This window comes from Rhodococcus sp. UNC23MFCrub1.1, assembly GCF_000686025.1.
Lineage (GTDB): Bacteria > Actinomycetota > Actinomycetes > Mycobacteriales > Mycobacteriaceae > Rhodococcoides.
In genome coordinates, this window is sequence record NZ_JMLQ01000003.1 from 205,293 (window position 1) to 231,474 (window position 26,182).

Below are 26,182 nucleotides of genomic sequence, written 5' to 3' on the forward strand. Positions count from 1 at the left end.
TTTATCCGTCACCGCGGTGTCAGGATGCGTGGCCCGTCGTCCGTGATCGCGATGGTGTGCTCGGAATGGGCGGTCATGGATCCGTCGGCCGACCGGAGGGTCCATCCGTCCGGGTCCATGACGAGCTTCGCCGTCCCGCGGGACCACCAGGGTTCCAACGCGAGTGTCATGCCGGCCCGGAGTGTCAATCCCGATCCCGCACGGCCGGCGTTGGCCACGTGCGGGTCCTCGTGCATCGTCCGGCCCAGGCCGTGACCACCGAAATCGGTGTTGACCTGCTTTCCGGTCTCCCGGGCGACGTTCTCGATCGCCGCCGAGATGTCCCCGAGTCGCCCACCGACGACGGCCGCGGCGATGCCGGCATCCAGTGCGCGCCGGGTGCTCTCGATCAGTTCGACGTCCGCGGGATCAGGGTTGTCGCCGACGACGACGGTCAGCGCCGAGTCGGCGACCCATCCGTCGATGGAGACAGCGAAGTCCAGGCTCAGGACGTCCCCAGCGGCGAGCGTGTGGTCGAACGGGAGGCCGTGCAGTACACGGTCGTTGACCGACAGGCAGATGACGTTGCGGAACGGCCCGCTGCCGAACTCGGGGGCGTAGTCCCAGTAGCAGGACACCGCGCCGCGGGTGGCGACGAGGTCGCGGCAGTGATGCTCGAGATCCATCAGGTTCACGCCGGGCTGCGCCTGCTCCGACAGCGTCGTCAGTGTCTCGGCCACGAACGCGCCGGTCACCGCCATCTTGTCGATCTCAGCAGGGCCCTTGAGCTCGATCATCCGTCCATCGCTTCCTGTCGGTATTTCAATACCAACGAACGGTAGCAGACCGGTACAGGAATACCGCTATGCTGACCTCGTGGTCCGCATTCCTCTGAGTCCCGAGCAGGTCGAGGCCGGTCGTCGCCTCGGCGCCGTCCTGCGCGCCGCACGAGCGGGACGAGACCCCGAGATCGTCGCCCGTGACGCCCGGATCTCACCCGAGACGCTCCGCAAGATCGAGGTGGGTCGGATCGCGAGCCCCAGCTTCGGGACCGTGCTGCAGATCTGTGCGGCACTGGGACTGCCGGTCTCCGACGCGGTGGACGCATGGCAGGGCGACAGGGAGCATCGCGTCGCGATCTAGTGCTTCGTTGCTCGGCGCCGAGGACCGCGCTCGTGTGAGGATCGCTCCATGACTCCGCCGGACGATCGCGTCGCCACCCCTGTCGCGCTGCGCGTTCTCCGAGTCGTCGCCGCGCTGCTCGGGCTGGCCGCCCTGATCTGGATCCCCGTCCGGTCCGCGGACGTCGCCGGATTCTCGCTCGCCAACTTCTTCAGCTACTTCACCGTGCTGAGCAACGTGCTGGCCGTCGTGGTCTTCGTGGTCGGCGGGGTCGTCGATCCCCGCTCCGAGATCTTCGACAGGCTTCGCGGGGCGGCCACGACCTACATGGTGATCACCGGAATCGTGTACGCGGTGTTGCTGTCGAACGTCGACGTGCAGATCCAGGACGCGTGGACCAACTCGGTGCTGCACCGCATCGTGCCCGTCCTCATCGTTCTCGACTGGATCCTGGCGCCACCACGTCGTCGCAGCGCGGAGAGCGGGCCGGTACTGTGGTCGGTCTTTCCCGTGGTCTACGGGGTCTACAGCCTGATCCGCGGGCCCATCGTCGAGTGGTACCCGTATCCGTTCCTGGACCCGCGGGAGCGGGGGTACGGCCCCTTCGCGATCGGGCTCGCCGTCCTGGTCGTGGCGTTCCTGCTCATCGCCCTGGCGGTCGACAGAGTGGGCGAACTGGCGGCGTCCCGCCGGTCGCGGAAGCACGCCACGAGTGGCCTAGGCTGACCTCTCGTGACCACTCCCCAGCACACGTCCTCCGCGTTCTGGCACGGCTTCGCCGACATGCACACCGTCGAGTCCGGCGGCCGATTCGTCGTCGCCCGAGGTGAGGGCGCGCGCATCTGGGACACGGCCGGCACCGAGTATCTCGACGGCACCGCGGGTCTGTGGTTCACGAACGTGGGTCACGGCCGCACCGCCATCGCGGACGCCGTGGCGCGGCAGCTGTCCACGCTCGCGCACTACTCGACGTTCGGCGACGTCGTTCCCGAGGTGACGCTGGAACTCGCCGACCGCCTCGCAGCGATCGCGCCCGTCGCGGGCAGCAAGATCTTCTTCACCTCGGGCGGCTCCGACTCGATCGACACCGCTGCCAAGCTGGCCCGGCGTTACTGGCACCAGATGGGCAAGCCCGGCAAGACCGTCGTCGTCGGCCGCCAGAAGGCGTACCACGGCATGCACGTCGCCGGCACCGCACTGTCCGGACTCCCGCTGAACCGGGAGAACTACGGCGAGCTGATGACGGACGCGCGGACGGTCGCGTGGGACGAGGGCAAGGCGCTGCTCGAACTGATCGAGAAGGAGGGCGCGGACACCATCGCCGCGTTCTTCGCCGAGCCGATCATCGGTGCCGGCGGGGTCTACCTGCCGCCCGAGGGCTACCTGCACGAGGTGCGTCAGATCTGCCGCGACCACGACATCCTGTTCGTGGCCGACGAGGTGGTGACCGGATTCGGTCGTATCGGCGGAGCGTGGTTCGCGTCGTCGAAGCTGGGCCTCGAGCCCGACATGATGTGCACCGCGAAGGGTCTGACGTCGGGCTACGTGCCGATGGGTGCGGTCTTCGTCGCCCCGCGCGTCGCCGAGCCGTTCTACGAGGGCGGCGCCTGGTGGCGCCACGGCTACACGTACGGCGGTCACGCCGGCGCCGCTGCCGCGGCCATGGCCAACCTCGACATCATCGAGAACGAGGGCCTGCTGACGCACGCGTCGCGCCTCGAAGCCACGCTGCACCGGCATCTCTCGCCCCTGGCCTCGCACGACCTGGTCAGCGAGGTCCGCAGTGGGATGGGTGTCGTCGCCGCGGTGCAGTTCGCCGATCCGTCCTACGCGATGCCGTTCGTCAAGACTCTGCGCCGCGAAGGTGTCTCCGCGCGAGCGGCCGGCAACGGCGCGATCCAGTTCTCGCCGGCGTTCGTCATGACCGACGAGCAGGTCGAACAGATGGCCTCCGCCACCGCGCGGGCGCTGGACGCCACGGTGAGCTGAGCGTCGTGGCAGTTCCCGATCACTGGATCCCGCACGCCCGCGAGGACGGCGAGGTGATCGGGTGGATCGACATGCAGACGGCGACTCCGAATCTGATCCCCATCGATCGACTGGGTCGACCCCTGTCGGCGGTGTCGGAGTGGCCCGATGCGGAAGAAGCGTTGGAGCGCCGCGGCCTCCGGTTCCTCATGAACAGGTTCCGGTTCGAGGGGCGCACAGTGCGCATCCGATCTCTGGACGACCACCGCATCGTCCTGACGACCGCCGCGTCCGATGCTGTGGGGGACGTGGGCGAGGAATACATGCTGGACTTCCCCGCGGGGCCGGAGTTGGTGGAGTCGCCGTAGTTCCCACGGACGTCATCGGGAGTGGTGGATGCTGCAGCATCAGCGGGAACCGATTCGATCCGCGGGACGGCTGCTCACGGGGTCGTCTGCAACTGGCTCAGGCGGCTCGCCATACGTTCGGCATCGACCGGAAGATGCCGGCTCCGGAGGAACTGTCCGAGTGGAACGTCCGCGAGAAAATCCGTACGTATCGACGCGTCGTAGAGCACGTCGACGAGGCTGCCGAACCGATGGGCGGCGTCTCGTCCGAGGCGGTCGGGTCCCGGTACCTCGCTGATGACCCACCGAGGAAATCGGTCCGCGAGCTCGAGGAAGTCGGACGGTGCGGTGGGTCGCGCGCACAGAGCGTCGAACGTGAACCACACCAGGTCCGGACGCACAGCTCGAGCGACGACCGTACGTACCCCGATCGAGAGTGAGGCCGCGTCTCCGTCACCTGGTTCTCGCCGATCGGAGAATCGGTCCCCGGTCATCCACCGTCCCGCGGCGAACCCGCTGCGCGGTGTGTCGAGGTCCAGGGTGCGATAGTCGATCGGGCCGTCGACGTGCACGATCGCCAGTGCCTGCTCGATGCGGTGGATGGTGGGCTCGAACATGCTGTGAAACAGAGGGTTCGGAAGCAGCCGTTGCGGAGGGTAGTTCGACGTCAGGATCACTCTGACGGGCCGCCGGAACAACGCGTCGACCAGTCGGTCGACGAAGATGCCGTCCGCCGGGTCATGGACGTGGAACTCGTCGAAGCACACCAGGTCCGCATCACCGAGCATGTGATCGAGCGCGGCGTCGAGGTCGTGAGCGCGCAGGTTCAGCTCGGCGTGCAGGTCGGTGAAGAAGCGGTGACAGTGTGTCCTCGTCGTCCGGCTGGTGCGTGCCTCCGCGAGGAAGGTGTCCATCAGCCAGCTCTTGCCCCGACCGGGCGGACCCCAGAGGTAGATCCCCTGGCCGGCCATGGTTTCGAGACGGGTTGCGGCCTCGAGCTGAGACGCGTCGAGAACAAGCCCTCGCGTCGCCGCTGCTGCGGCCAGCGTTCCCTCGGGTACGAGAGGCCCGCGCACGCGTCGTCGCCACATCGTTCGACGGTACGAAACCCGGGCCGCGCGCGGTACGTGTCCTCTGCCACGCGGTCACCGCCGTGTCATGACAGCCATCCGGGCATCGAACCTCGGCATCGGCGGCTACCCACCCCTGCGTGCGCTTTCTGCCACACGATCGCCACGATGTCCACCGATCCGCAGAATGTGTCGCAATCATGTGGCGTCAGGCGCGCCCGATTGCACCCACCACGAAAATGGGGTCGCGCGGTCGCTGGTCGAGCACCTACCGTGCAAGAGTCGACCGAGAGGGGTTCGCCCATGCGAGAACTGACCTACTACGTCGCCACGAGTCTCGACGGATTCATCGCGGCTCCCGACGGCACCTGGAGCGCGTTCCTCGACGAGGGCGACCATATGGACGTGCTCGTGGACGAGTTCGCGGACACGCTTCCCGGACACGTGCAGGATGCGATCGGGATCCACTCGGAAGCAACGGTTTTCGACACGGTGATCATGGGCTGGACGACGTACACCGCGGCCCTGGACGTGGGGATCGTCAGCCCCTATCCGCACCTGCGGCAGTTCGTGGCTTCTCGGCACCGGCAGACGGTGTCGCCGGACGTGACGGTTACCGCGGACCCCGTCGCCACCGTCCGCGAGCTCCGTGAGGAAGACGGCGCCGGAATCTGGCTGGCGGGTGGGGGAGCGCTGGCGGGTGACCTCGTCGACCGGATCGACCGACTCGTCCTGAAGATCAACCCGGTTGTTCTCGGAGACGGTGTGCGCCTGTTCGCCGGTGCCCGATACGCTGACCGGCCGTTCGAGCGCACCCGACTGCGGGCGTTCGACTCCGGAGTCGTCATCGCCGAGTACACCCGTCGAGCGGGGGTCGGATCATGAGCGGCCGGGTGTGGCTGATCACCGGTGCGAGTCGAGGGCTCGGTCGCGCGCTCGTGGACCGCGTGCTCGACGTGGGGGACAACGTGATCGCGACCGTGAGGGGCGAGGCAGACCTTCCCGCTCACGAGCGACTCGTCGTCGATCACCTGGACGTGCGCGATCGCGGCGCGGCGCGGGCGGTCGTCTCGTCCGTCGTCGAGAAGTTCGGCCGCCTCGACGTATTGGTCGACAACGCGGGTCACGGGGCGGTGGGCGCCATCGAGGAGACGACGGAGCAGGAGGCCCGCGACATCGTCGACACGAACTTCTTCGGTGCGCTCTGGCTCAGTCAAGCGGCTGTCGAGGTCATGCGGCCTCGGCGGTCCGGCCACATCGTGCAGATATCGACCGTCGGAGCCGTCGGCACGATGCCCACCCTGGGTCTGTACGCCGCGTCGAAGTGGGCGCTCGAAGCCTTCAGTGAGGCGATGGCAGCTGAGGTGAAGGATTTCGGGATTCGCGTGAGCATCGCGGAGCTCGGCGCGGTCGACACCCAGTGGGGCACAAGAAGCATGCGATTCAGCGCTCCGTCTCCCGACTACGACGATCTGCGGACCACGGTGTTCGGCACCCCCGACGTGCCGTGGCCGAGGGAGGGGACGGGCGGCGGAACGGCGCCTGCGGATGCTGCGGCCGTGATCGTCGACCATGTCCGCAGCCCGGGCGACGACAGGCTGCGACTGCTGGTGGGCGATGACGCGCCCGGACAGGTTGCCGAGGCGCTCGCGCGCCGACTGCGGGACTACCGGCGCGACGAGCGATTTCCGGCGACTGCGCTCGCTCGCTCGATCACCACTACGAGCGGTTAGGAGGTGACGATCGAACGCTAGCGCTTCGTGGACGTGGCCACGGCCAGCCGCTGGTGCAACCGCTCGCGCACCTCGTCCGGTTCGTACTGACGACGCTGACGCTCGTTGCGGGCGACGAGGACGCCGGACGCTGCCACGCCGACGGCGCCGGCGAGACCTGCGACCTTCAGCAGACCGCGCACGGAGATCTTTCGGGATCGTGCAGCCATTCATGAAGGCTAGCGCCACGAACTAGGCTCGTCGTCGATGAGCGTCGACGGAGTGTCCTCAGTCAACCTCGCCACCGCCGTGGAGACCACGCGGACAGGCGATCTCTGGATCTTCCGCGGCCGGTCGGCGGCGGATCGAGCGATCCAGACGCTGACGAACAGCCCGGTGAATCACGTGGGCATGGCCGTGGTCCTCGACGACCTGCCGCCCTTGATGTGGCATGCCGAGTTGGGCCAGTCACTGCCCGACATGTGGACCGGGCGCCATCAGCGCGGCGTGCAGCTGCACGACCTACGCGACGCCGTCACTCACTGGGGCGAGCGCTACGACCAGAAATGCTGGTTCCGGCAACTGCAGTCGCCGATCACGCGTGAACAAGAAGACGAGCTGATGCGGACCATCGCGCGACTCGACGGCACCGCATTCCCGACCACCGCGAAGCTGGCGGGTAGATGGTTCGCGGGGCGGCTCCCTGCGGTGTCGGCCAAGGACGACCGTCGACTCGAGACCGCCTACTGCGCGGAGGTGGTGGCCCTGACGTACGAGGCGATGGGCCTGCTCGATCCACGAGAGTCACCGACGCCGCTGAAACCTTTCGACAAGGTGGGCCTGAAGCCACCGCGGCGCCGCGCGAACTGGTACGACCCCGGCCGGTTCTGGAGCGGCGATCACCTTCCCTTGGCGGAGGGCGTCGAGCTGGGGCGTGAGATCGCGGTCGTGCTGGACTAGAGAGTGCGCGACTCGTCCACCACCACCCGCCCGCCGAGCTCCACCCACCCGTCGTCGGACAGCGTGGTCGACAGCACCGACCCGCGGCCCTGCACGATGCTCAGATCGCGCCCGAGCAGTTCGGTGACCCGGACGGCGGCCGCGCCCGTTGCTTCGTCCTCCGGGACGCCCATGTCGGGGGCGAACATGCGTGACCTGATCGCCCTGCGCTCCTCGTCCACCCATGCCCAGACGTAGTGGTGGCCCGTGGTGAACTCGGCGGGGTCCACGGCCAGAACCTCGTCGGCGCCCCGGACCTGACGGAACTCGAAGTGTGGTGCCCATTCGGGCCGTGCACGGACGTAGGTGACGCCGTCGGCGACTCGGACGGCAACCTCGCCCGCGGGGACGAGCAACGTCTCCACGGGCGTGCCGCGGTCGGCCAGCCATGCTGCCGTGCCCACGGTGGGGTGCCCCGCGAACGGCAGTTCGACCGCGGGCGTGTGGATGCGGAGAGCGGTGGAGTCGACAGGGCCGGTGGGAACATCGACGAACACCGTCTCGCTGTACTGCAACTCGTGCGCCACGGACTGGCGATCGGACGGGGCAACGGACGCAGCGTCGACGATGCCGAGGGGGTTGCCCCATCGACCCTGGTCGTCGGTGAACACCCGCACGACATGGACGTCGAATGACATGGTCTTCCTCTCAGCCTGCGGTGACGGTGATGTCGTCGAACACGATCTCGGCAAGGGCGTCGGACTCCTCGACGTCCACCGTCGCGTCCAGCGACCAGCCGTGGTCGCCGTCCGGATCGTCGAGAACCTGACGCGCAGTGGTCTCCTCACGCGTCTGGACGAACGAGAACAGGTGCGGTCCGCGGGCGGCGGGCGTCATGCCGATCTCGCCGTACTCCTCGAAGTAGGGCTCGAGCTCGTCCTGCCAGTCGACCTCGTCGCCCAGCTCCTCGAGGAGGTCCCAGCGCCCACGGGACGCCAGCTCGACGCGTCGGAACAGGGCGTTGCGCACCATGATCCGGAACGCTCGGGGGTTCGCGGAGATGGGTTTCGGTGTGTCGGCTCCGTACGCGACGACGGGTGTGCCGTCCTCCTCGAACGTCGGATCGGTGAGGTTCTCCCACTCGTCGAGAAGGCTGGAGTCGACCTGGCGCACGGTCTCGCCGAGCCATTCGGTGATGTCCTGGACGTCCTCGGTGCGCGCCTCCGGTGGAACCGTCTGTCGCAGAGCGCGATACGCGTCGGCGAGGTACCGCAGGACGGACCCCTCCGAGCGGGAGAGACCGTAGTGCGAGATCAGCTCCGTGAACGTCATCGACTTCTCGATCATGTCGCGCACCACGGACTTGGGGGAGAGACCGAACTCGGACAGCCAGGGGTGCCCACCGCGGTAGATCTCGAAGGCGGGGCCCAGAAGATCGGCCAGCGGCTTGGGCCACGTGACCTCCTCGAGCAGCTCCATACGCTCCTCGTACTCGAGACCGTCCGCCTTCATCTGCGCCACTGCCTCGCCGCGCGCCGCGTGTTGTTGGGCCATCAGGATCTGGCGGGGGTCGTCCAGGGTGGCCTCGATGACGGACACCACGTCGAGCGCGTAGGACGGCGACTCCTGGTCGAGCAGCTCGAACGACGCGAGGGCGAACGGCGACAGCGGCTGATTGAGAGCGAAATCGCGCTGCAGGTCGACGGTGAGCCGTGCGGTGCGCCCGTCCTCGTCCGGCTCGGGAAGCTGTTCGACGATGCCGGCGTCGCGTAGACCCCGGTACAACCGCACCGCCTGGAGAATGTGTCGCCGTTGGTTCGCCCTGGTCTCGTGGTTGTCCTCGAGCAGATGCCGCATCGCGTCGAAACAACTGCCCGGGCGGGCGATGACGTTCAGCAGCATCGAGTTGTTCACCGAGAACTTCGAGGTCAGCGGCTCCGGGCTCGCCGCCACGAGTCGCTCGAAACTGGGCTTGCCCCAGGAGACGAAACCGTCGGGTGCTTTCTTGCGCTGAATACGCTTCAGCTTCTTGGGATCGTCGCCCGCCTTGGCGACGAGTCGGGCGTTCTCGACCTCGTGTTCGGGTGCCTGCACCATGACGGTGCCGAGGGTGTCGTACCCGGCTCTGCCTGCGCGACCGGCGATCTGATGGAACTCGCGGGCGCGCAACTGGCGCGTGCGAACACCGTCGTACTTCGTCAGTCCGGTGAGCAGCACGGTGCGGATGGGCACGTTGATCCCGACGCCGAGAGTGTCCGTTCCGCAGATCACGGCGAGCAGACCCTCCTGCGCCAGCTTCTCGACGAGCCGCCGGTAGCGCGGCAGCATGCCCGCGTGGTGCACGCCGATGCCGTGACGGACCAAACGGGACAACGTCTTACCGAATCCGGTGGTGAACCGGAAGCCACCGATGGCCTCGGCGATGGCCGCACGGGTCTCCTTGGAGGCGACGGTGATCGAGGTGAGCGCCTGAGCCCGTTCGAGTGCGGAGGCCTGCGTGAAGTGCACGACGTAGACGGGTGCGAGGTGCGTGGAGACGAGTTCCTCGATGGTCTCGACGACGGGTGTGAGTCGGTAGGAGAACATCAGCGGCACAGGGCGTTCGGAGCCCTCGACGACGGTGGTGACCCGTCCGGTCCGGCGGGTCAGGTCGTCGCGGAAGAAGGAGACGTCGCCGAGAGTGGCGGACATCAGCAGAAACTGGGCATGGGGGAGTTCGATGAGCGGCACCTGCCACGCCCAGCCGCGATCGGGCTCGGAATAGTAGTGGAACTCGTCCATGATCACCTGGCCGATGGACGAGTCCGGCCCCTCCCGCAGTGCCATGTTGGCGACGATCTCCGCTGTCGCACAGATGATGGGTGCCGACGCATTGACCGAGGCGTCGCCCGTGACCATGCCGACCTTGTCCGCACCGAAGATCTCGCACAGTGCGAAGAACTTCTCGCTGACGAGCGCCTTGATCGGCGCCGTGTAGAACGATCGGATGCCGGCCGCGTACGCGGCGAAGTGAGCGGCGATGGCCACCATCGACTTTCCCGACCCGGTGGGGGTGGCGAGCACGACGTTGTTGCCGGAGACCAACTCGATGACGGCCTCGTCTTGCAGCGGATACAGCTCGAGTCCACGGTCGGAGACCCAGGTGGTGAACGCGTCGTACAGATCGTCGGCCGACGCGGAGTCAGGAACCATCTCGGTCAGCAGCATCACTACAGGTTACGTAGCCGACCTCTCGTCCGACCCCATGGCACCCAGGACCGCCTGCCTCGTCGTCGCACTGCCGGTGATGGCGTCCTCGCCGACACCGGAGACGAGCATCTGCCGCCATCGCTGTTCGTCGAACTTCAGCGGCATCGTCGTCCCGAGGAAGTTCTCCAGGACCTCGAGGAAGCGCATCGGATCGTCGCGGTACGGGAAGTGGCCGGCGCCGGCGAAGACGTCGAGGCGGGAGCCGGGCATCGCGGCGTGCGCGAGCGTCGCGTGGGCGATGGGGATGACCGTGTCCTGATCACCCCAGATGAGTTGCACGGGCAGGTTCTCGGTCAGGTAACACCGGTCGAGCATGGTGACCACCTGCCCGCGCCAGTCGACGACGGCCCGCAGCGTGCGCAGGTAGGCGTCGTAGGCGGTGGAGTCGAGGAGGTTGCCGAGAACGCGGACCAGATCGGGTGTGTCGTGCAGGACGGCCCCGGGGTGCAGAGGAGTGCCGTCCAACTGGTCGATCGCAGCGCCCGCCATGCGCAGCATGCGCATGGCGCCGGGCAGGCGCAGCAACTTGAACGCCTCGTTGACGATGGGCGTGGACATGAGTCGCAGCGCCGGGTGGACGTCTTTGGTGACACCGCCCGCCGAGACGAGGACGAGGCGCTCGACCATGTCCGGATACTGGTAGGCGAACTGCATGGCCACACCGCCGCCGAGCGAGTGGCCCACCACGGACACCGCGTCGATGTTGAGGGTGACGAGCAGATCGCGGATGCCGTTCGCGTATGCGGCCACCGAGTAGTCGGCACGAGGCTTGTCGCTCAGTCCGTGGCCGAGCAGGTCCGGCGCGATGACGGTGTACTTCGACGCGAGATGGGGGAGCACGTCGAGCCAGGTCTCGGAGCTGTCACCGATGCCGTGGATCAGCAGCAGTACCGGTCCGTCTCCCGCCATCCGGAAGGCACGTCGATAACCGTGCACCGTGCGGAAGTGCAGCCGCGGTTCCGCGTCGGGAACCGGACGCAGGGCGCGGCGGCGTGTGTCGGACATCCCGGCCCCTCTCGATCGGCGGCACCGTGTGTGTCGCCGACCGAGCGTAAACCGGGATCGTCACCGTTCACACAGCCGTCGGGTTACGGCTGGGTAAGAACTCGTGACGTCAGGAGCGGTCTGTTCCGTCCTCGGAACCCTCGGGCGACGGCTCGTCCTCGACGAACTCGGTCTGCTCCGCGAGGAACTTCTCGAACTCGGCACCCAGTTCGTCGCCGCTGGGCAGTTCCTCGTCCGCGGCGAGGAGCGTCGACTGCTGCTCCTGCGCCGTGACGAAGGTGTCGTACTGACGCTCGAGTGCCTGGACCACGGACTGGACCTCCGGGTTGCCCTCGACGTGCTGGTCGACCTGCTCGCGCACCCGTGCCGCAGATTCCGTCAGTGCGTTCAACGGAATGGTCAGCTTCGACGATTCGGCTACCAGTTCGAGCAGCGTCTCCGCCGCGCTCGGGTACGCCGTCTGTGCCAGGTAGTGCGGCACGTGCACCGAGAAGCCCATCGATTCGTGGCCGTGCTGAGCCATGCGGTACTCGAGCAGGGACGAGGCGCTGGCCGGCACCTGCAGCTCACCCGACCACTTGTGGTGCTCGCCCACCAGGTCGGTGTCGCTGGAGTGGGCGGTGACGCCCAGCGGCCGGGTGTGCGGCACCGCCATGGGAATGGAGTTGAGGCCGATGGTGCGGCGTACTCCGAGCTGCTCCGACAGCAGACGCACCGCGGTGGTGAACTTCTCCCACTTCAGGTCGGGTTCGAGACCTGCCAGCAGCAGGAACGGGGTGCCCACGGCGTCCTGCACCGCGTAGAGATTGAGGTGCGGCTCGTCGTAGTCGGAGAAGTGGTCGGCGGAGAACGTCATCATGGGGCGACGTGAGCGGTAGTCGAGCAACTCGTCGACGTCGAAGGACGCCACCAGTTCGGTCTCCAGGGTCTCACGCAGATGCGTGGTGGCCAGCTTGACCGCGTGACCTGCGTCGGAGAACCCCTCGAGGCCGTGGACCAGCACCGGACCCACGCCGTCCTCGGACGACACTCGGGGCGCTGGAAACTCCAGCTCGTACATTCTCGACTTCTCGTCCATGCCGGTGTCCTTCCTCGTCGCCGTGCGTGTCCTGCCGGGGCACCACTGTGCGGTTACCCCATTTTCCCACAGCGACCCTGCGCGACCGGGCTTCACCCGTTTCTCCTCCCAACGACGGCGGGGACCCCGACATTCCCCGCCGTCGCCGGTCAGCGCGTGAAAGCCTCCAGAGCCCGAATTTTGTTGGCGACGTCCAGCGCCGCGACCTTGTACGCCTCGGACATGGTCGGATAGTTGAAGACGGCGTCGACCAGATAGTCGACCGTGCCCCCGCACCCCATGACCGCCTGGCCGATGTGCACGAGGTCGGTCGCGCCGGAACCGAAGATGTGCACGCCGAGAACCCGACGGTCGACGGTGGACACGATCAGTTTCAGCATCCCGTGGGAGTCTCCCGCGATCTGTCCGCGCGCGAGTTCGCGGTAGCGGGACACGCCCACCTCGTAGGGAACGGAGTTCTTCGTCAGTTCCACCTCGGTCGCGCCGACGTAGGACACCTCCGGGATGGAGTAGATGCCGATGGGCTGAAGGTCGGTGAGCTTGTTCCCCGGCTCGCCGAAGGCGTGATACGCGGCCAGTCGGCCCTGATCCATCGACGTCGCGGCCAACGCGGGGAATCCGATGACATCACCGACCGCGTAGATCGTGTCCACCTTGGTCTGAAAGTCGTCGTCGACGTCGATCCGTCCTCGGGCGTCCGCCTCGAGTCCGGCCTTCTCCAGATCCAGCCCGTCGGTCATGCCCTGACGTCCGGCCGAGTACATCACCGTCTCGGCCGGGATCTTCTTCCCGCTCGCCAGCGTGGTGACCGTTCCCGACGGACCCACGTCGACGGCCGTGACCGCCTCGCCGAAGCGGAACGTGACCGCGAGGTCGCGCAGGTGGAACTGCAGCGACTCGACGATCTCACGGTCACAGAAGTCGAGCATGGTGTCGCGCTTCTCGACCACGGTCACCTTGCATCCGAGCGCCGCGAACATGGATGCGTACTCGATCCCGATGACGCCGGCTCCGACCACCACCATCGACGACGGGATGAACTGCAGATCCAGAATGCCGTCGGAGTCCAGCACTCGGTAGTTGTCGAACTCGACGTCGTCGGGACGGGCGGGCGCCGTCCCGGTGGCGATCACGACGTTCCGCGCACCGACCGTGATGCGCTCGCCGCGGCTGCGGTCGTCCACCGCGATGGTGTGCGCGTCGAGGAACCGGCCCTCGCCGGTGATCATCTCTATTCGGTTGCGCAGTAATTGCGATCGGACGACCTCGACCTCCTTGCCGATCACGTGGGACGTCCGGGCCAGCAGATCCGACGGCGTGATGTTCGCCTTGACGCGATAGCTCGCTCCGTAGAGCTCGCGTTGATTGAGGCCTGTCAGATAGAGAACCGCCTCGCGCAGCGTCTTCGACGGGATGGTGCCCGTGTTGACGCACACGCCGCCGAGCATGCTGCCCTTCTCGATGATGGCGACGCGCTTGCCCAGTTTCGCCGCCGCGATCGCGGCCTTCTGCCCTCCCGGTCCGGAACCGATGACTACCAGGTCGTATTCGAGTTGGTCCGACATGCCCCAACAAGTAGTCCCGTCAGGAGAATCCGGTGTGCCGTGCGTGTCACGACTGGGTGAACACCTCTCCGATGCAGCAGTTCGCACCTGTGCATCGTTAGGGTGACGGTCAGGTTCGCAGCACCCGGCAGTACCGACAGATGGAGGCAAGAAATGCCACAGCAGGTCCGCGGCGTCGTCGCTCGGAGCAAGGGTGCTCCGGTGTCCCTCGAGACGATCGTCATTCCCGATCCGGGCTCCAACGACGTGGTCGTGCGGGTGCAGGCCTGCGGCGTCTGCCACACCGACCTGCACTACCGCGAGGGTGGCATCAACGACGAGTTCCCGTTCCTGCTCGGCCATGAGGCGGCCGGCATCGTGGAGACGGTCGGCGACGCGGTCACCCACGTCGAGGTCGGCGACTTCGTGGTGCTCAACTGGCGCGCGGTGTGCGGTCAGTGTCGTGCCTGCAAGCGCGGTGAGCCCTGGTACTGCTTCGACACGCACAACGCCTCGCAGAAGATGACACTCGAGGACGGCACGGAACTCTCGCCCGCACTGGGCATCGGCGCCTTCGCCGACAAGACCCTCGTGCACGAGGGCCAGTGCACCAAGGTCGATCCCTCCGCCGACCCCGCCGTCGTCGGACTGCTCGGCTGCGGCGTCATGGCAGGCCTCGGTGCGGCGATGAACACCGGCAACGTCGGTCGCGGCGACTCGGTCGCGGTGATCGGCTGCGGTGGTGTCGGCGACGCCGCCATCGCCGGTGCCCGGCTGGCAGGAGCGGGCACGATCATCGCGGTGGACCGCGACAAGGGCAAGCTCGAGTGGGCGACGGGCCTGGGTGCCACGCACACCGTCGACGCCTCCGACGTGGACGCTGTCGAGGCCATCCAGGAGTTGACGGGCGGCTTCGGTGCCGACGTGGTCATCGACGCCGTCGGACGTCCCGAGACGTGGAAGCAGGCCTTCTACGCCCGCGACCTGGCCGGCACCGTCGTCCTGGTCGGTGTCCCGACGCCGGACATGACGCTCGAGATGCCGTTGATCGACTTCTTCAGTCGCGGCGGTTCACTCAAGTCCTCCTGGTACGGCGACTGCCTTCCCGAGCGCGACTTCCCGATGCTGGTCGACCTGTACCAGCAGGGTCGTCTGCCGCTGGAGAAGTTCGTGACCGAGCGCATCGCGCTGGACGACGTCGAGGCGGCGTTCGACACCATGGCCAAGGGTCAGGTCCTGCGCTCGGTGGTGGTTCTGTGACCACGCCTTCCGGCTCCCGGGTCGGGGGCTTCCGTGTCGAGAAGGTCGTCACCTCGGGCACGTTCGAGCTCGACGGCGGATCCTGGGACGTCGACAACAACATCTGGATCGTCGGCGACGACTCCGAGGTCGTGGTGATCGATGCCGCACACGACGCCGGCCCGATCGTCGACGCCGTCGGTGGCCGGAAGGTCGTCGCCGTGGTGTGCACCCACGGACACAACGACCACGTGACGGTCGCGCCCGAGCTCGCGGAGCGGCTCGACGCACCGATCCTGCTGCACCCGGCAGACGACGTGCTCTGGGAACAGACGCACCCGGGACTGGCTCACCGTGATCTGGCGGACGGGGACCGGATCTCGGTCGCCGGCACCGAGATCGAGGTCCTGCACACGCCGGGTCACTCACCGGGATCGAGTTGCCTGTACCTCCCCGAGGCCGGTCAGCTCTTCAGCGGCGACACGTTGTTCTCCGGCGGGCCCGGTGCCACCGGGCGGTCCTACTCGGACTTCCCGACGATCATCGGCAGCATCCGGGAACGACTGTTCGCCCTGTCACCGGAGACGGTGGTCAACACCGGCCACGGGGACGGGACGTCCATCGGCGACGAATCGCCCCATCTCGAGGAATGGATCGCACGCGGATCCTGAGCCGAGTGCCGGGTAACGAACCGGACACCCCTCGGTGTGGCCCGCGGGCGGGCGGGCGCCGGTGTGGCAGCGTCGAGGCCACGCACGGTCACCGGACGCCCGGGGACCTCACCGACAGGGGAGACATGCAGACGCGAGCGACGAGTACCGGTGCCACCAGCAGAGTGTCCGCGGTGCGTGCCGGTGCGCTCGTCGCCCTCGCCGCCGCCGTGCTGGCGGGATGCGGTGGCTCCACGGTGAGCGGGACGCCGGAGGCCGGCGGTCCGCCGCCCTCCGCCGCGCCGTCCAGTGCACCCGGATCGTCGTCGTCGACCACCACCACACCGTCGAGCTCTACGTCCAGCACCTCGGCGAGTCCCGACGCGGCGGGATCGCTGTCGACCCTGCTCCTCGATCCCAGCACCTTCACGGCGCCGTACCAGGCCGTGGTGTTGCCCCCGCAGGCCGTGGCGCAGGCGGCTCAGGACCTCGACGGCATCGCGGCCGACGCGTCCGTCGAACCGACGGGATGCAAGCCCGAGGCACGATCGTCCGATCCCGACTCGACGGCACTGCTCGTCGCGACCGATCCCGACGACCGGGCCACCATCTCCATCGAGTTGTCGCGGGTGGACACGACGCTGGAGGACCGGAAGGCACTCTGGGAGCAGTGCTCCGAGGTCGAGGCCACCTCAGCCGGTGTGACGAGCCTGGTGACCACCGACATCGTCCCGCCGCCGCCCATCGGTGCCGACGACACCCTCGCGCTACGTCGTACCGTCACCTCCGGTGGCCAGGCGGGCGAGGTCACGCAGTCCATGCTGTCGCTGCTCGCCCAGGTCGACGACGTCCGCGTCACGGCGACGTACATGTCCTTCGGGGAACTGACGCCCGACTCCGCCACGCTCGACCGCACGTTCACCGCCGCGGTGCAGAAGGTCAAGGCCGGGGGATAGCCCATGTCATGGGCAGTGCCCGAGCTGTTCCGGGTCCTCGACCTCACGGGTGTCTTCGCCAACGCCCTTCTCGGCGGCGCCGTCGCTCGGGCCTTCCGCTTCGACCTGGTCGGCTTCTCGGTTCTCGCCATCGTGTCGGGGCTCGGCGGCGGCATCATCCGCGACACGCTGCTCCAGGCCGGGCCGCCCGTCGCACTCACCGACTACCGCTATCTGACGGTGGCGCTGATCGGTGCCGTCGTCGCGTTCGCCGTGCGCTTCGAAGGGCGTGGGTGGGACCGCGTCTTCCCTTACGTCGACGCGCTGGCACTCGGTTGTTGGGCCGCGGCGGGAGCGCAGAAGACCCTGGGCGTCGGGCTCGGGTGGCTCCCGGCCATCGGGCTCGGCGCCGTCACCGCGGTGGGCGGCGGTGCGATCCGCGACGTCGCGGTGGGGCGCATCCCCACCATCTTCGGTGGCAACACGCTCTACGCGTCGTGCGCCCTGATCGCGAGCGCCACCCTCGTGGTGGTGCAGGCTGCAGGGCAACCGACGATAGCTCTGATCGCCGCGACCGTGGTCGGCGCGGCCCTGTGTCTCCTCGCGCGCCGTCGCGGCTGGATGTTGCCGGAGGAAGTGGTGTGGCGCCGTCCGCGGCGCCGACGAGGCCGGTGAGTCAGGGGCTGTCGACGAGGACGGTCATGGGCCCGTCGTTCACCGACTGCACCGCCATGTGTGCGCCGAACACACCTGTCGCGACCGTGATGCCGCGCGCACGGAGCGACGCCACCACCGCATCGACCAGCGGTTCCGCGATGTCGCCCGACGCCGCACCGTTCCACGACGGCCGACGGCCCTTGCGCGTGTCCCCGTACAGCGTGAACTGGGACACGACGAGGACCTCGGCTGCGTCGGGATCGTCCGAGACGGATCGTTCGCCCGGCAGGATGCGGAGATCCGCGATCCTGCGGGCGACGTGCTCGACGTCCGCGGCGCCGTCCGACGGTGACACCCCGACGAGGGCCAGGAGTCCGGCGCCGATACGTCCGACCTCCACGCCGTCGACTCGAACGGTCGCTTCGCTCACTCGCTGAATCACTGCGCGCACGGTTGCCTCTCGTCGTCTCCTGACGAGTGTGGCAGCCGCGCGTGCGTCCATCCCCGGGCGCGGGCCGATCCACAGGCCGTTTCATCGGCCCAGGTCGACCCCGGAGGACCTGTCGGCCGCACGCGGACAGTCCTCCTCATGACTCGACGCCCGTACCCCGTTCCCCGCCATCGATCCCCGTCGTCCACGACGGCGGACCACCCCGTCGTGACGTCGGTGGGTGACCTCATCGCCGCCGTTCCGGCCCTGCTCGGCTTCGTGCCGGCACGGTCCATCGTGCTCATCTGCCTCAGCACCGGCAGCCCCACCGTCGTGGAGATGTGCATGCGGCAGGACCTCTCCGACCGGCTCGACTCACCCGAGCTCGCCGACGTGATCGAGCGGTGCGGCGAGGTCTGCACGAGAGAGGGTCTGGACGCGGTCGTCGCGGTGCTGATCACCGGGTCGAAGTTCACGATGCCGTACGAGGTGGTGGCCGATGCGCTGCGGGACACACTCGACCCGCGCGGGATCGACCTGTTCGGTGTGCACCACGTGTCCCACCTGGCGGTCGGTCAGCGGTGGCGCAGCCTGGGTGGTGATCCGCGGTGCGGCACGCTGCCCGATCCCGGCTCGTCGCAGGTCGCGGCGTCTCGAGTGATGGCGGGACGGCAGATCCGCACGTCCCGGTCGGAGATCGCGCTGCTGCTGCAACCCGTTCCGGAGTCGGAGTGCGAACGGTTCCGCAACAGCCGACTGCGGGTCGAGCTGGAGGACGGGCCGGTCGGCCACTCGGACCTGCTGGCGGACACGGTCGTCTTCCTCGAGGCACTGCGCGCCTCCGACGAGCTCGACCACCTGACGGCGGCGCGCATCATGGTGGCGATCAGCACGATCGCGGTGCGGGACGCCGTTCTCGGCCTCGCGACGACCGCGCTGGGACCCACGGCCGAGGCGGTGTGGGTCGAGCTGACGCGGCGGGTCAGCGGACCGGACCGAGCGCACCCCGCGACGATGCTGGGGGCGTGGGCGTACCTGCGCGGAGACGGACCGCTCGCCGGGGTGGCGCTGCAGACGGCGTTGACCGCGGATCCGGAGTACCGCTTCGCGCAACTGCTGGACACGGCTCTGCAGAACGGTGTGCGACCCACCGTGGTGCGCGAGCTCGTGCTGTCCGCGCGGTCACTGGCGGAGGACCTGGGGGTCGAGTTGCCGCCGGACGCGGTGTGAGCCCGGGGTCAGCGACGGGCGGAGTGCGCCCTGTCGCCGAGAGACTGCAGGAACGCCCAGGCGTCCGCGACGATCACGTCGAGATCGGTGAGCTCGGGCTTCCAGCCGAGCTCGGCCATGGCCTTCTCGCTCGACGCGACGAGCACTGCCGGATCGCCGGCTCGCCGGGGTGCGTCCGTGACGGCGATGTCGACGCCGGTGACGCGGCGGCACGCGTCGATGACCTCGCGCACCGAGAACCCTTCGCCACTACCCAGATTGAAGATCCGGTGACTCCCGGGGACGCTCTGGGACAGGGCGCGCAGGTGCGCGTCGGCCAGATCGCGGACGTGAATGTAGTCACGGACGGCCGTACCGTCCGGTGTCGGCCAATCGGTGCCGAACACCGAGATGGACTCACGGTGTCCGAGAGCGACCTGCAGGACGAGAGGAATGAGGTGGGTCTCGACGACACGGTTCTCGCCGAGACCGGCGTGTGCTCCGGCCACGTTGAAATATCGGAGGCTGGTCGCCCCGAACCCGTGCGCCGCGGTGTATCCCGTGATCGCGTGGTCGATCGCGAGCTTGCTGGCTCCGTACGGGTTGGTGGGCCGAGTGGGGAAGTCCTCCGTGATGGGCGTGCGCTCGGGCTCCCCGTACGTCGCGGCGGTCGAGGAGAACACGAGGCGCGGAACCTGGTGCTCGACGATGGCATCGAGCAGTTCCAGCGCCGCACCGAGGTTGCCGCGCCAGTACTTCTCCGGCTTCTCCACCGACTCGCCGACCAACGACTGAGCCGCGAAGTGGAGGACCCCGTCGACCTTCTCGCGTCCGAGCACGGACGAGACGACCTCGGCGACGGGGCCCTCGACGAACTCCGCACCCGAGGGCACCCCGTCGGCGTTGCCGGTGGACAGATCGTCGACCACGACGACGTCGTGATCGTTCTCCATCAGGACGGCCGCACACACACTGCCGACGTAGCCGGCGCCGCCGGTCACCACGAACTTCACTCGAACTCCGATTCCTGTGTCTGGGAACTCCGCGTGAGACCCGAGCAGCTAGATGGTGCGGACCTGAACGGCGTGCGCCATCTCCTCGGACAGGTCGACGTCGTCGTGGCCCGGCACGGTGATGGTGACCGCGCCCGGCGTGACGGACACGGTGACGCGCGCGTCCGGGACGACTCCGGCCTCGCGCAGGCGCGCGATCGTGTCGGGGTCGGACTGCACGTACTCCGCGAGGCGGCGCACCACCACGGCGGTGGGCGTTCCGGGCGCGATGTCGCTGAGGCGCACCAGATCCTCCGGCTGCTCGGTCGGCCGGGACGAACCCAGCAGTGCCAGACCGGGAATCGGGTTCCCGTACGGCGAGGTGGTCGGGTTGTCCAGCACCTCGACGAGGCGACGTTCGACCTCCTCGCTCATGACGTGCTCCCAGCGGCAGGCCTCGGCGTGCACGTCCTCCCAGCGCAGGCCGATCACGTCCACGAGCAGCCGCTCGGCGAGCCGGTGCTTGCGCATCACGGCGACCGCGAGCTCACGGCCCTTCTCCGTCAGCTGCAGATGCCGGTCGCCCGCGACCAGGAGCAGCCCGTCGCGCTCCATCCGAGCCACGGTCTGGCTCACGGTCGGTCCGCTCTGCTCGAGGCGCTCGGCGATGCGGGCGCGCAGGGGAACGACCCCTTCTTCTTCCAAGTCGTAGATGGTCCGGAGATACATCTCGGTGGTGTCCACCAGATCCTTCACAATCACACCCTTCGTCGTCGTGGATTCTACCGGTACGGACGGTTCACCGGTGGGTCCAGGTGCGGCGTGGTGAGCCGCGGTGTGTCCGCCCTGCCACGACCCGTCGAGCACGTGTGCGCGAGTCGATCACGAACGCCGAATCGGACACGTAGGTTGAGGGCCATGACTCTGCAGTCGTCCTCGACATCGCAGTCGCCTCCGGGGCAGCCCGCTCTGGTCTGGAGCGCGGACTACCTGAACTACCGGTGGAGCGACGACCACCCGATGAATCCCACCCGCCTCGCACTCACCATGGATCTGGCACGGGGGATCGGTCTGCTCGAGGGGACCGAACTGCTGCCGCCGGAGGTCGCGTCGGACAGTGAACTGTTGCGGGTGCACACACCGGGGTACGTCGAGGCGGTCAAGCGCGCGCCGCGTGACCTGCCGCTGGGTTCGCGGGCGTCCGAGGTGCTGCACGGTCTCGGATCCGAGGACAATCCGGTGTTCCCCGACATGCACGAGGCCAGTGCGGTGATCGCGGGTGGCACCCTGACGGCCGCGCGGGCCATCGCCTCGGGACGCTCGCGCCGCGCGGTGAGCATCGGCGGGGGCATGCACCACGCCATGGCGGACTGGGCGTCGGGCTTCTGCGTCTACAACGACGCGGCCATCGCCATCTCGTGGCTGCTCGACAACGGGTACGACCGCATCGCCTACATCGACGTGGACGCTCATCACGGTGACGGTGTCCAGGCGGCGTTCCTCGCCGATCCCCGCGTCATGACGGTCTCGGTGCACCAGCACCCGGCCACGCTGTGGCCCAACACCGGATGGTCCACCGAGGTGGGTGCCGACGCCGCGGAGGGCACCTCCGTCAACGTGCCGGTCCTGCCCGGCACGGGAGACCGGTTGTGGCTGAGGGCGTTTCACGCGGTGGTGCCCGGAGCGGTGGCGGCGTTCAAGCCGCAGATCATCATCAGCCAGTGCGGCGTGGACAGTCATCGGGAGGATCCGCTCGCCGATCTGGGACTCACCGTGGACGGTCAGCGCGCCGCGTTCCGTGCGATGCGCGACCTCGCCGACCAGGTCTGTGAGGGCCGGTGGCTCGCGGTGGGGGGTGGCGGATACGGGTTGGTGCGGGTGGTGCCCCGTGCCTGGACCCATCTCATCGCCGCGGTGCTCGACCGCGATCTCGATCCGACGACGTCCATTCCGGACGAGTGGCACGAGAAGGTGCGGCTCGCCGCGCCGAGCATCGACCTGCCGTCCACGATGAGCGACGACGGCGACGTGGACTACCCGCCGTGGGACGGGCCGGGTGGTTCCCCGGAGTCGGGTGTCGAGCACGTCGATCGCGCCATCCAACGCATCGACACCGCCATCGTGGCCACCCGCCGCGCCGTCTACCCGCTGTGGGGACTCGACCCGGAGGATCCGCGTGACTGACGAGACACCCGCACCCGAGACACCGACAGCGCAGACGGCACCGGACGCGCCGACGCCGCCGGATCCCAAGGAGCTCGAGCGGCAGCGGGCCGAGAACTACCCGCGGCACTGGGCCGCCGACGTGCTCGCGTCCGACGGCCGCGTGGTGCATCTGCGGCCGATCGTGCCCGGTGACGCCGACGCCCTGGTCGAGTTCCACGGCAAGCTGTCCGAGCGGACGCGGTACCTGCGCTACTTCGGTCCGTACCCCACCATGCCCAAGCGCGACATCCTCAACTTCACGACGGTCGATCACACGTCGCGGGTGGCCCTCGTCGCGACGCTCGGCGACGAGATCATCGCCGTCGGCCGGTACGAGCGTCTGCCGCAGGGCGACGGCAACTCCGCCGAGGTGGCCTTCGTCGTCGCCGACGCGCACCAGGGTCGTGGGCTCGGTCCGATCCTGCTCGAGCATCTGGCGGGGGCGGCCGCCGAGAACGGGGTGCGCCGCTTCGTCGCCGAGGTCCTCGCGGAGAACCGCAACATGGTCACCGTGTTCCGGCAGGCCGGCTACCAGGTCAGTCGCAGCTTCGACGGCGGCGTGCTCAACCTGGACTTCGACATCGATCCCAGCGACGCGCTCGTCCAGGTGCGCAACTCCCGCGAGCGCGCGGCCGAGGCCCGCAGCGTCCGCAACGTGCTCGGCCCACGCTCCGTCGCCGTCATCGGTGCCTCGACGGACCCCGAGAAGGTGGGCAACGCGGTGCTGACCAACCTGCTGCGCGGGTCGTTCACCGGACCCGTCTATCCCGTGAACGCGGAACACACGTCGGTGCGCGGAGTGCGCGCGTACCCGACGGTGCGGGACATTCCCGACGAGGTGGATCTCGCGGTGGCCGCCGTGCCGGCCGACCAGATCGACGCGGTGCTCGACGACTGTCTCGCCAAGGGCGTGAAGGCGCTGGTGGTGGTCTCGTCCGGGTTCGGTGAGACGGGAGAGGACGGGCGCGCGAACGAACGGCGCCTGGTGCACTCCGCTCGTGCACACGGCATGCGCCTGGTCGGCCCCAATGCTCTCGGCGTCGCGAACCTCGATCCCGCGGTGTCCCTCAACGCCACGCTGGCGACGGACCTCCCGGGTCGCGGACGCGTGGGCTTCTTCTGCCAGTCGGGTGCCCTGGGTATCGCCATCCTGGCGCAGGCGTCGAAACGGCTCCTGGGACTGTCGACGTTCGTCTCCGCCGGCAACCGCGCCGACCTGTCCGGCAACGACCTGCTGCAGTACTGGGACCAGGACGAGGCCACCGAGGTGGTCCTGCTCTACCTCGAGAGCTTCGGCAACGCCCGCAAGTTCTGGCGCATCGCGCGCCGGGTCGCGCGGTCCAAGCCGATCGTCGCGGTCAAGAGCGGACGCGGAGCCGTGCCGCCCGCGCTGGCGACCGGCACGGACATCGACGACACGATCGTGCGTGCCCTCTTCGAGCAGGCGGGAGTGATCCAGGTCGACTCGATCGCGGAACTGTTCGACTGCGCCATCCTTCTGGGTTATCAGCCGCTGCCGGCAGGTCCGCGGGTCGCGGTGGTGGGCAACTCGACGGCGCTCGGCGTCCTCGCCGTCGACGCCGCACGCGACAGCGGCATGACCGCACCGGACCCGGTCGACGTGGGCGCGCAGGCCACGCCCGAGGAGTTCGCGGCCGCGGTCACCACGGCGCTGCGGTCGGACGACGTGGACACCGTTCTCGCGGTCTTCGTGCCTCCGGTCGCCGTCCGTGTCGCCTCCTACGCCGAGGCACTCGGCGCGGCGGTCCGCGGCGCCGACAAGCCGGTGCTGACGACCTTCCTCGCCGCCGAGGGCATTCCGGACGTGCTGGCGGTCCGCGGCGACGACGGAACGCCGATCCGCGGATCGGTGCCGTCGTATCCCGACCCGGCGCGGGCGGTCTACGCGCTGCAGAAGGCGTGGCGGTACGCCTCGTGGCTGAATCGACCGGCCGACAGCGTGGTGCGGCCCGGCGGCGTCGACGCCGACGCGGCGCGCGCACTGGTGGCCGGCTGGATGGCGGCCAGTCCCTCGGGGCGGTGGCTCTCGGACGTCGAGACCGAGCAGTTGCTGCGGTGCTACGGCGTGGAGATCGCCGCCTTCCGCACGGTGACGGACGAGGCCGAGGCGGTGGAGGCGGCCCGCGAGCTGGGAGGACCCGTCGCGGTGAAGGCCACCGGCGATCAGTGGCGACACCGCCCCGACCTGAGCGGAGTCCGCCTCGACGTCGTGGGGCCGGACGCCGTCGCCCGCGCGTACCGGGATCTGTTCGAGGCATCGGGCACCCCGGTGATGCAGGTGCAGCGGATGGCGACCAAGGGGATCGGGTGCCTGGTGCGGGTCCAGGACGATCCGTCGTTCGGCTCACTGGTGTCGTTCGGGCTGTCCGGCATCATGTCGGATCTGCTGGGAGACAGGGCGTACCGTGTGCTCCCACTCACCGAGAGGGAAGCCGCGGAGCTCATCGACGCGCCGCGGGCCGCGCCGATGCTGTGGGGGTACCGCACCGCGTCCCCGGTGAACAAGGGCGCGCTGGTGGACGTCGTGCTCCGGGTCTCCACACTGGCGGACGATCTGTCCGAGGTGCGCGAGCTGGTGTGCGACCCGGTCCTCGCGTCACCGAGTGGCGCGGAGACCACCGACGCACGGATCCGCATCGGGCCCGAGCCCAGCCGTATCGATCTGGGCCCCCGCCGCCTGCGCTGAGCCCGTGAACGACAACAGGCCCCCGGCGAGAGCCGGGGGCCTGTCTCGTGATGCGGGGGACGATCAGCTGGCGTAGGACCGCAGTCGCTCGGCGCGGTCGCCCTGACGCAGCTTGCCCATGACCTCACGCTCGATCTGGCGTACGCGCTCACGCGAGAGGCCGAACAGCTTGCCGATCTGGTCGAGGGTGCGCGGCTGACCGTCGTCGAGGCCGTAGCGCAACCGGATGACCTGCTGCTCACGCTCGTCCAGCGTGGCGAGCACGCTGCGCACGTCGGTGTGCAGCAGCCCGGCGATCACGGCGTTCTCGGCGGACGTGGCCTCCGAGTCCTCGATGAAGTCGCCCAGCGGTGCCTCCTCGTCGCTGCCCACGGGCATGTCGAGCGACACCGGGTCTCGGCTGTGGTCGAGCAGATCCGCGATCTTCTCGACCGGGATGCCGGACTCCTCGGCGAGCTCGTCGTCGGTGGCCTCGCGGCCGAGCTGCTGGTGCAGCTCACGCTTGATCCGCGCGAGCTTGTTCACCTGCTCCACCAGGTGCACGGGGAGACGAATGGTGCGGCTCTGGTCCGCCATGCCGCGCGTGATTGCCTGACGGATCCACCAGGTGGCGTACGTCGAGAACTTGAAGCCCTTGGCGTAGTCGAACTTCTCCATCGCACGGATCAGACCCAGGTTGCCCTCCTGGATGAGGTCCAGCAGCGGCATCCCGCGGCCCGTGTAGCGCTTGGCGAGTGAGACGACGAGACGGAGGTTGGCCTCGAGGAGGTGTGCCCGAGCGGACTGGCCCTCGCGGACGATGAGCGCGAGGTCACGCTTCTTGGCGGGGGAGAGGCGCTTGCCGGTCGCGAGCACATGGGTCGCGTACAAACCCACCTCGATCTTCTTCGCCAGATCGACTTCCTCCGCGGCCGTCAGCAGAGCCGTGCGGCCGATGCCGTTGAGGTAGACGCGAACGAGGTCCGCTGCCGGGCTCTGTGCATCCAGGTCGGCATCACTCGGTCGAGGGCGAATGGTGGTGGGGCTGGTCATGACGTGCCTCCTGATCGGTGGTGTCTCACTGGCTACAACGCCGGGACACGTCAGAAAAGTTCCCGAAGCCCACCTCCGTCAAACACTCTGAGCTGCGGTTTCACCACCTCAGC

At 68.5% G+C, this 26,182-nt stretch carries 26 protein-coding genes; 14 read left to right on the plus strand and 12 right to left on the minus strand.

Going from position 1 to position 26,182, the window contains the following annotated elements; genetic code table 11:
* Positions 1–8: 8 nt before the first annotated feature.
* On the minus strand, positions 9–776 hold the full coding sequence (gene map / locus BR07_RS0108900) for a type I methionyl aminopeptidase (protein ID WP_027505149.1): 768 nt from the start codon (positions 774–776) through the stop codon (positions 9–11).
* 79 nt (positions 777–855) lie between these two features.
* On the opposite strand from map, the gene BR07_RS0108905 reads away from it, so the two are divergent.
* The 4 genes from BR07_RS0108905 to BR07_RS0108920 are packed head-to-tail and all read left to right on the plus strand — an operon-like array spanning position 856 to position 3,437.
* Positions 856–1,122: a helix-turn-helix domain-containing protein gene (locus BR07_RS0108905; RefSeq protein WP_027505150.1), complete on the plus strand. Its 267-nt coding sequence runs from the start codon at positions 856–858 to the stop codon at positions 1,120–1,122.
* A gap of 48 nt (positions 1,123–1,170) precedes the next feature.
* Positions 1,171–1,827, plus strand: coding sequence for a Pr6Pr family membrane protein (locus BR07_RS0108910; RefSeq protein ID WP_037185340.1), 657 nt, complete (start codon positions 1,171–1,173; stop codon positions 1,825–1,827).
* A 57-nt stretch (positions 1,828–1,884) separates the two neighbouring features.
* Positions 1,885–3,090: an aminotransferase family protein gene (locus BR07_RS0108915; protein WP_051613264.1), complete on the plus strand. Its 1,206-nt coding sequence runs from the start codon at positions 1,885–1,887 to the stop codon at positions 3,088–3,090.
* Between the two features lie 5 nt (positions 3,091–3,095).
* Positions 3,096–3,437 carry a hypothetical protein gene (locus BR07_RS0108920; RefSeq protein WP_027505153.1) on the plus strand — a complete coding sequence of 114 codons (342 nt, stop codon included), beginning with the start codon at positions 3,096–3,098 and terminating at the stop codon, positions 3,435–3,437.
* Between the two features lie 74 nt (positions 3,438–3,511).
* Here the strand turns inward: BR07_RS0108920 and zapE are convergent, their stop codons facing one another.
* Positions 3,512–4,507, minus strand: coding sequence for a cell division protein ZapE (zapE, locus tag BR07_RS23910; protein ID WP_081821178.1), 996 nt, complete (start codon positions 4,505–4,507; stop codon positions 3,512–3,514).
* Positions 4,508–4,789: 282 nt separating this feature from the next.
* Between zapE and BR07_RS0108930 the strand changes: the two genes are divergently transcribed.
* Positions 4,790–5,371, plus strand: coding sequence for a dihydrofolate reductase family protein (locus tag BR07_RS0108930; protein WP_027505154.1), 582 nt, complete (start codon positions 4,790–4,792; stop codon positions 5,369–5,371).
* Positions 5,368–6,219: an SDR family NAD(P)-dependent oxidoreductase gene (locus BR07_RS23915; RefSeq protein WP_037185343.1), complete on the plus strand. Its 852-nt coding sequence runs from the start codon at positions 5,368–5,370 to the stop codon at positions 6,217–6,219. Before BR07_RS0108930 ends, BR07_RS23915 begins: the two co-directional genes overlap by 4 nt.
* A gap of 17 nt (positions 6,220–6,236) precedes the next feature.
* Here BR07_RS23915 and BR07_RS23920 read toward each other — a convergent pair whose 3' ends face one another.
* Complete coding sequence (locus BR07_RS23920) at positions 6,237–6,428, minus strand: hypothetical protein (protein WP_037185345.1); 192 nt, start codon at positions 6,426–6,428, stop codon at positions 6,237–6,239.
* 37 nt (positions 6,429–6,465) lie between these two features.
* Between BR07_RS23920 and BR07_RS0108945 the strand changes: the two genes are divergently transcribed.
* Positions 6,466–7,158, plus strand: coding sequence for a hypothetical protein (locus tag BR07_RS0108945; RefSeq protein ID WP_027505155.1), 693 nt, complete (start codon positions 6,466–6,468; stop codon positions 7,156–7,158).
* Here BR07_RS0108945 and BR07_RS0108950 read toward each other — a convergent pair.
* The 5 genes from BR07_RS0108950 to sthA form a co-directional block, all read right to left on the minus strand.
* Positions 7,155–7,835: a PhzF family phenazine biosynthesis protein gene (locus BR07_RS0108950; protein ID WP_027505156.1), complete on the minus strand. Its 681-nt coding sequence runs from the start codon at positions 7,833–7,835 to the stop codon at positions 7,155–7,157. The genes BR07_RS0108945 and BR07_RS0108950 overlap by 4 nt on opposite strands.
* A gap of 10 nt (positions 7,836–7,845) precedes the next feature.
* The gene (locus tag BR07_RS0108955; protein ID WP_027505157.1) at positions 7,846–10,344 is read right to left on the minus strand and encodes a DEAD/DEAH box helicase; all 2,499 of its coding nucleotides are present in this window, start codon (positions 10,342–10,344) and stop codon (positions 7,846–7,848) included.
* Positions 10,345–10,353: 9 nt separating this feature from the next.
* Positions 10,354–11,391 carry an alpha/beta fold hydrolase gene (locus tag BR07_RS0108960; RefSeq protein WP_027505158.1) on the minus strand — a complete coding sequence of 346 codons (1,038 nt, stop codon included), beginning with the start codon at positions 11,389–11,391 and terminating at the stop codon, positions 10,354–10,356.
* A gap of 109 nt (positions 11,392–11,500) precedes the next feature.
* Entirely contained in the window at positions 11,501–12,469 is a 969-nt protein-coding gene (locus BR07_RS0108965) for a proteasome assembly chaperone family protein (protein ID WP_027505159.1), read from the minus strand.
* Positions 12,470–12,618: 149 nt separating this feature from the next.
* The gene (gene sthA / locus BR07_RS0108970) at positions 12,619–14,034 is read right to left on the minus strand and encodes a Si-specific NAD(P)(+) transhydrogenase (protein ID WP_027505160.1); all 1,416 of its coding nucleotides are present in this window, start codon (positions 14,032–14,034) and stop codon (positions 12,619–12,621) included.
* Between the two features lie 153 nt (positions 14,035–14,187).
* On the opposite strand from sthA, the gene BR07_RS0108975 reads away from it, so the two are divergent.
* The 4 genes from BR07_RS0108975 (at position 14,188) to BR07_RS0108990 (ending at position 17,512) form a co-directional block, all read left to right on the plus strand.
* Complete coding sequence (locus BR07_RS0108975; RefSeq protein WP_027505161.1) at positions 14,188–15,273, plus strand: S-(hydroxymethyl)mycothiol dehydrogenase; 1,086 nt, start codon at positions 14,188–14,190, stop codon at positions 15,271–15,273.
* Positions 15,270–15,923: an MBL fold metallo-hydrolase gene (locus tag BR07_RS0108980; protein ID WP_027505162.1), complete on the plus strand. Its 654-nt coding sequence runs from the start codon at positions 15,270–15,272 to the stop codon at positions 15,921–15,923. Before BR07_RS0108975 ends, BR07_RS0108980 begins: the two co-directional genes overlap by 4 nt.
* A 125-nt stretch (positions 15,924–16,048) precedes the next feature.
* Positions 16,049–16,858 carry a sensor domain-containing protein gene (locus BR07_RS0108985; protein WP_231476267.1) on the plus strand — a complete coding sequence of 270 codons (810 nt, stop codon included), beginning with the start codon at positions 16,049–16,051 and terminating at the stop codon, positions 16,856–16,858.
* Positions 16,859–16,861: 3 nt separating this feature from the next.
* Complete coding sequence (locus BR07_RS0108990; protein WP_027505164.1) at positions 16,862–17,512, plus strand: trimeric intracellular cation channel family protein; 651 nt, start codon at positions 16,862–16,864, stop codon at positions 17,510–17,512.
* A 1-nt stretch (position 17,513) separates the two neighbouring features.
* Here BR07_RS0108990 and dtd read toward each other — a convergent pair whose 3' ends face one another.
* On the minus strand, positions 17,514–17,945 hold the full coding sequence (dtd, locus tag BR07_RS0108995) for a D-aminoacyl-tRNA deacylase (protein ID WP_027505165.1): 432 nt from the start codon (positions 17,943–17,945) through the stop codon (positions 17,514–17,516).
* A 138-nt stretch (positions 17,946–18,083) separates the two neighbouring features.
* Between dtd and BR07_RS0109000 the strand changes: the two genes are divergently transcribed.
* Positions 18,084–19,154 (plus strand): DUF4192 domain-containing protein, encoded by a 1,071-nt coding sequence (locus BR07_RS0109000; RefSeq protein ID WP_081821179.1) that lies wholly within the window; start codon positions 18,084–18,086, stop codon positions 19,152–19,154.
* A gap of 8 nt (positions 19,155–19,162) precedes the next feature.
* On the opposite strand, the gene galE is transcribed toward BR07_RS0109000, so the two are convergent.
* Both galE and BR07_RS0109010 read right to left on the minus strand, forming a co-directional pair.
* A complete protein-coding gene (gene galE, locus BR07_RS0109005) occupies positions 19,163–20,146 on the minus strand; it encodes a UDP-glucose 4-epimerase GalE (protein WP_027505167.1) in 984 nt (327 codons plus the stop codon).
* A 48-nt stretch (positions 20,147–20,194) separates the two neighbouring features.
* Positions 20,195–20,881 (minus strand): metal-dependent transcriptional regulator, encoded by a 687-nt coding sequence (locus tag BR07_RS0109010; RefSeq protein ID WP_027505168.1) that lies wholly within the window; start codon positions 20,879–20,881, stop codon positions 20,195–20,197.
* 162 nt (positions 20,882–21,043) lie between these two features.
* On the opposite strand from BR07_RS0109010, the gene BR07_RS0109015 reads away from it, so the two are divergent.
* Together BR07_RS0109015 and BR07_RS0109020 are read left to right on the plus strand one after the other, a co-directional pair.
* Positions 21,044–22,309 carry an acetoin utilization protein AcuC gene (locus BR07_RS0109015; RefSeq protein WP_027505169.1) on the plus strand — a complete coding sequence of 422 codons (1,266 nt, stop codon included), beginning with the start codon at positions 21,044–21,046 and terminating at the stop codon, positions 22,307–22,309.
* Positions 22,310–22,430: 121 nt separating this feature from the next.
* Positions 22,431–25,037, plus strand: a complete 2,607-nt coding sequence (locus tag BR07_RS0109020; protein WP_027505170.1) for a bifunctional acetate--CoA ligase family protein/GNAT family N-acetyltransferase — start codon at positions 22,431–22,433, stop codon at positions 25,035–25,037.
* Between the two features lie 63 nt (positions 25,038–25,100).
* Here BR07_RS0109020 and BR07_RS0109025 read toward each other — a convergent pair whose 3' ends face one another.
* Positions 25,101–26,069, minus strand: a complete 969-nt coding sequence (locus tag BR07_RS0109025; RefSeq protein ID WP_027505171.1) for a sigma-70 family RNA polymerase sigma factor — start codon at positions 26,067–26,069, stop codon at positions 25,101–25,103.
* Positions 26,070–26,182: the final 113 nt, after the last annotated feature.